The following is a 3,356-nucleotide window of genomic DNA, read 5'->3' as shown; positions in this document are numbered from 1 at the left end:
CTGCTGCGCCGCGCCGCCGGCCGGGTGGATGGGGTGCTGGAGGACGCCCTGATCGACGCCTTCGGGCGGATCCTGGCCGATCCCTCCCTTTCGGAGGCCAGCCGCAGCGTGCTGCTGTCCCTGCCGGGGCTGGCCGAACTGGAGGATGGGGCGCCGGAGCCCGATCCGCCGGCCCTGTTCGCCGCCCTGCAGGCCCTGCGCCGCCGCTTCGGGGAAGCCCTGGCCGAGCCCCTGGAGCGGGCCCTGGAGCGGGTCAGCGCCCAGTGGTCACTGGTGTGGCCGGAGGGGGTGGGCGACCGGATGCTGACGGGATCGATCTGGAGCTGGCGGGTGGCCGCGGGGGATGGGGCGGCGATCGCGGCGGCCCGCGCAGCGGTGGACGGCCCCTCGATGACCCTGGCCCGCGCCGGCCTGCGGGCGCTGCAGGACCATCCGATCCCGGCCCGCCAGGAGGCGGTGGACGCCTTCTACGCCCGCTGGGAGGAGAAACCCGTGATCCTCGATTCCTGGTTCGCCCTGGAGGCCGCCGCCCCCTTCGCCGACGGCCTGGAGCGGGTGCAGCGGCTGCTGGAGCATCCACGCTTCGATCCGGCGGCGCCCAATGCGGTGCGGGCGGTGCTGGGGGGGCTGGCGGGCAATCCGCCGGTGTTCCATGCCGCCGACGGCAGCGGCTATCTCTTCATGGCCGGCCAGATCGCCGAGCTGGATCAGCGCAACCCGATCACGGCCTCGCGCATGGCCAAGGTGTTCAGCCGCTGGCAGAGCTACGGCCCCGGACGGCGCGAGCGGATGCGCGAAGCCCTGGAGGGACTGGCGGCCGCCGAGCTCTCCACCAACACCCGCGAGGTGGTGGGCCAGTGCCTCGGGGCCGCCGGCGGGGACGCCTAACGGCCGCCGAACACCTCGCGGTTGAGGCGGCGGAAGGCGGCCTGGCGGGCGGCGGCCCCCTCAGGGCCGGCGTACTGGCCCCAGAGGCCCTCCCAGTAGAAGAAGATCACGCCGTGGCCGCGGGCGGCGGAGAGGCGCACCTTCTGCTCGAGGGTGGCCATGTCGGGGGTGCGGCCGCCGAAGCCGGAGAGGATGCCGATCTCCACCGGCATGCCCCAGCGGCGGGCCTTCACCAGCGCCGGCTGGTCGAGGTCGCGGGCGAAGCCCTTCACCGAATAGGCGTAGTTCTGGACGATGAGGTCGTCGACCAGCTCGCCCAGGGCCCAGAGCTCCCAGTCCTGCAGCCAGTGGTTGTAAGCGAAGCGGAAGGGGCCCGGCGAGAGGCTGATCACCGTGCGCCGCGGACCGCCCACCTCCTGCAGGGTGCCCCGCAGTTCCCGCAGCAGGGCCGTGAGCCGCTGCCGGCGCCACTTCATCCAGTAGCGGTCGTTGAAGTTGGCGGGCGGCTCGCGGCCGGTGTCCGCCAGGTAGAGGGCGCGGGTGTAGGGGTCGTAGCCCAGCTCCACCGGCCAGGCGAAGTGGTCGTCGAGCTGGATGCCATCGACGCCGCAGCGCTGGACGATCTCCTTGATCAGGCCGATGAAGCGGGCCCGCACCCCCGGGTGGGCCGGATTCAGCCACACCCGCAGGTCCTTGAGGGGGGACGTCTTGAGGTTGGCGCCGTGCATGGCGTAGAGGGCGCTGCCGTCGACACGGCGCAGCACCCACTCCGGGTTTTTCTGCACCACCTCGGCATCGGCCGGCTCCATCAGGCCGTACTCGAACCAGGGGATCACCTGCATGCCGCGGCGATGGGCGGCCTTGGTGAAGCGGCAGATGGGGTCGAGGCCGGGGTTGGCGCGGGCCAGGGCCGGCTCCAGCGGCGCCCAGCGGCTGCGGTGGAAGGTGGCGCCCCGGCTCCAGACGTTGGGGTAGAGGGTGTTGAAGCCGGCGGCATCGAGCTGGGCCACGGCGGACTCGATGCGGGCGGCGTCGTAGTAGAGGGGGCTGGGGCTGTTGGTGAGCCACACCCCCACGCGGCGCTCGAACCCCTTCGGCAGGCGACTTTGGGCGTCGGCCGGTCGAGGGGCACCCACGGTGAGGGCCAGCAGGGCCGTGACCAGCACGGTGAGGGGCACCGGCAGGCGGCGCTTGAGGTGGGCGAAGCGCTTCAGGGGCACCCGACGGGCCGGCGCAGCGGGAGCCTCCATGGCGGCGGCGCTCAGCGGAACATCGAGCTGACCGAGCTCTCCTGGTGGATGCGCCAGATCGCTTCGCCGAGCATGTTGGCCACCGACAGCACCCGCAGCTGGGGGAAATGGAGATCGGGGCTCAGGGGGATGCTGTTGGTGACCACCACCTCTTCGAACAGGCCCGGCTCGGAGAGGCGCTCGATGGCCGGGGGGGAGAAGACGGCATGGGTGGCGCAGGCCAGCACCCGGGCCGCCCCGCGGGCCCGCAGCAACCTGGCCCCCTGGCAGATGGTGCCGCCGGTGTCGATCATGTCGTCGATCAGGATCGCCGTCTTGCCGGCCACGTCACCGATCACGGTGAGGCTCTCGGCCACGTTGTGGCCGGAGCGGCGCTTGTCGATGATCGCCAGCGGCGCATCCTTCATCTGCTTGGCGAAGGCCCGGGCCCGGGCCACACCGCCCACGTCGGGGGAGACCACCACCACCTCGCCCAGGTCGCGGGTGGCGAGGTAGTCGACCAGCACCGGGGAGCCGTAGATGTGGTCGCAGGGGATGTCGAAGTAGCCCTGAATCTGGGAGGAGTGCAGGTCCATGGCCAGCACCCGCTCGACGCCGGATTTGACCAGCAGGTTGGCCACCAGCTTGGCGGTGATCGACTCGCGGCCGGCGGTCTTGCGGTCGGCGCGGGCGTAGCCGTAGTAGGGGATGACGGCGGTGATCTGGCGTGCCGAGGCCCGCCGGCAGGCATCCACCATGATCATCAGCTCCATCAGGTGATCGTTCACCGGAGCGCAGGTGGGCTGGATCAGGAAGACGTCGCAGCCGCGGATCGACTCCTGGATCTGGATGTAGACCTCGCCGTCGGCGAAGCGCTTGATCACCCGCGGGCCATCGGGAACGCCGAGATAGGCACCGATCTCCCGGGCCAGATCGGGGTTGGCATTGCCGCAGAACAGCCGCAGCCGCCGTGGATCGTGGCTGGTGAGGGGCGGGTGCCCGCTCTGCTCCACCCGTTCAGCGGTCGAGAAAGTGGCCAAGGGCGCAGGCGGCGTGGCTTCGCAGCACGATGGTAGAAGCGAGCCGGCCCGGACAGTGCAAACAACCATGTCGGTTTCAGGGTTCGGCGCCGAGCCGAAGGGCGGCCTGCTGCTGGTGGGCCTGGGGCGGCAGCGGGAGCTGGAGGGCCTGGCGGCCGTGGCGGCACGGCTGGCCGCCGCCGAAGGCGTGGCCCTGCGG

General features: G+C 71.8%; 3 protein-coding genes. 1 reads left to right on the top strand and 2 read right to left on the bottom strand.

What is annotated here, in order from left to right; translation table 11 throughout:
• On the top strand, nucleotides 1–888 hold an 888-nt coding region (locus tag VB737_RS06035), incomplete at its 5' end, for an aminopeptidase N C-terminal domain-containing protein (protein WP_500311978.1).
• Here VB737_RS06035 and VB737_RS06030 read toward each other — a convergent pair.
• Nucleotides 885–2,138 (bottom strand): glycoside hydrolase family 10-like protein, encoded by a 1,254-nt coding sequence (locus VB737_RS06030; RefSeq protein WP_500311975.1) that lies wholly within the window; start codon nucleotides 2,136–2,138, stop codon nucleotides 885–887. The two genes, VB737_RS06035 and VB737_RS06030, sit on opposite strands and share 4 nt — an antisense overlap.
• An 11-nt stretch (nucleotides 2,139–2,149) precedes the next feature.
• Entirely contained in the window at nucleotides 2,150–3,157 is a 1,008-nt protein-coding gene (locus tag VB737_RS06025) for a ribose-phosphate pyrophosphokinase (protein WP_500311973.1), read from the bottom strand.
• Nucleotides 3,158–3,356: the final 199 nt, after the last annotated feature.

It is taken from the genome of Synechococcus sp. BA-120 BA3 (assembly GCF_034931285.1).
GTDB lineage: Bacteria > Cyanobacteriota > Cyanobacteriia > PCC-6307 > Cyanobiaceae > Cyanobium.
Note: the sequence above shows the minus strand (reverse complement) of the source record. Positions and strands in the feature narration are given on the sequence as shown.

Coding starts and splice junctions, on each gene's coding strand:
- VB737_RS06030 (WP_500311975.1), bottom strand. CDS start 2,138: ATGGAGGCTCCCGCTGCGCCGGCCCGTCGGGTGCCCCTGAAGCGCTTC.